Annotated in this window: 1 protein-coding gene; it reads right to left on the bottom strand. The window is 54.1% G+C overall.

Annotation, left to right across the window (positions count from 1 at the left end):
* Nucleotides 1-72: 72 nt before the first annotated feature.
* Nucleotides 73-1,458 carry an IS5/IS1182 family transposase gene (locus BUC32_RS20020; protein WP_073257421.1) on the bottom strand — a complete coding sequence of 462 codons (1,386 nt, stop codon included), beginning with the start codon at nt 1,456-1,458 and terminating at the stop codon, nt 73-75.
* Nucleotides 1,459-1,534: the final 76 nt, after the last annotated feature.

Genomic DNA, 1,534 nt, shown 5'->3' with positions numbered 1-1,534 from the left:
GATTCTGTGGAAAAACAACGTGTTGCTGGCGCAGAAAGTGGTGTCAGTTTCAGAGCGCAAGCGCCTTTCCTTTCAGGCTTTACCCGTTTGCTGCGGTGCAGGGAAGATCTTGGCTAGTTTGCGGAGGTTTTGGGCGGTTGCAGCGAGGAGGAATTCGTCGTTTGCCCCACATGGGCCTCGTAATCGGAGCCGCCCCAGCCCAAGAATACGTTTGAGATGGGCGAAGAGCATTTCTACCTTCTTTCTGAGCTTCATCGAGACAGCATATTGTTTGGTCTTGGCAATATCCCGGGCGACCTGGCGGGCATCCTCGTGTTCTTCACGGGTGATGGCGCGGAAGCCGGTGTTCGGGCAGCACTTGGCTTTGGATGGGCAAGCTTGGCAGGTTAGTTTTAGGCCGCGGTATTTGGCGACGCCGGTGTTGGTCGGTCCACGGTTTGGGTCGGAATAATTGCGACGGAACTGCTTGAGAGATTGGCCTTCCGGGCAGATGTATTGGTCGTTCTCGGCGTCCCATTCGAAGTCTGCACGGGTCCATGTGCCGTCGTTTCGCCCTGCTTTATCAATCACGGGGATATGGGGGGCAATATCACGATCCACCAACCACCCGAGCATCGGGCCAGACCCATAGGCGGTGTCCGCGATGATCCGTTCGGGGTCCAAATCAAACTTGTCTTTGACCCGATCTAGCATCGTACACACAGACCCGACTTCGGCCTGCCGGATCGACCGCGTGGCCTCAACATCAACAATAACGGCGTGGTCCGTGTCGATCAGGTAATTGGTGGAATAAGCAAAGAACGCCGGGCCTTTGCGGGCTGCAGTCCACTGACTGGATGGATCAGAATGAGATGTGAACTTTGGGTCAACCTCACTCGCTGCGCCGAACGCCGCATCATCCAGTACGTCGAGATACTCACGCACAGCACGTGGCGCATCGGCAGGATCGATCTTAGATATGTCCCAGTCTTCTTTCGGCGTTGAGTTCTGTTTGTTGGCATCAGCTTCGATCAAACTGGCATCTGCTGCAAAGCGTTGGCCGCTGACAAGGCCATCCGCGATGCATCGCGCCACGGTCGTCTCGAACAAATGGCGCAACAAATCGCTATCCCTAAAACGGCCGTGGCGGTTCTTGGAAAATGTCGAATGATCGGGCACGCTATCACTCAGATCAAGACGGCAAAACCAACGATAGGCCAAGTTCAGATGCACCTCTTCGCACAGTCGCCGTTCGGATCGAATGCCAAGGCAATACCCCACCAACAGCATTCGGATCAGCAGTTCGGGATCGATCGAGGGGCGACCTGTATGGCTGTAAAAAACCGACAAATGCTGTCGGATGTCGGACAGGTCGACAAACCGGTCAATGGATCGCAGCAGATGATCATGGGGAACGTGATCGTCTATCGAGAACTCGTAAAACAATGCGCCTTGTGCTTCTTGCTTTGGTCCCAACATCGAAATTACCCCCGTTGCTAGGAACAATTGAATCAGTGACACAGCCTCAAATCAATAAGAGTTTTTCAACAGAATC

Origin of the sequence: Shimia gijangensis (genome assembly GCF_900142085.1) — a bacterium.
Classification (GTDB): Bacteria; Pseudomonadota; Alphaproteobacteria; order Rhodobacterales; family Rhodobacteraceae; genus Shimia; species Shimia gijangensis.
Note: the sequence above shows the minus strand (reverse complement) of the source record. Positions and strands in the feature narration are given on the sequence as shown.

What these genes read in the sequence shown, in the direction of transcription:
- BUC32_RS20020 (WP_073257421.1), bottom strand. Translation starts at nt 1,458, where the DNA reads ATGTTGGGACCAAAGCAAGAAGCACAAGGCGCATTGTTTTACGAGTTC.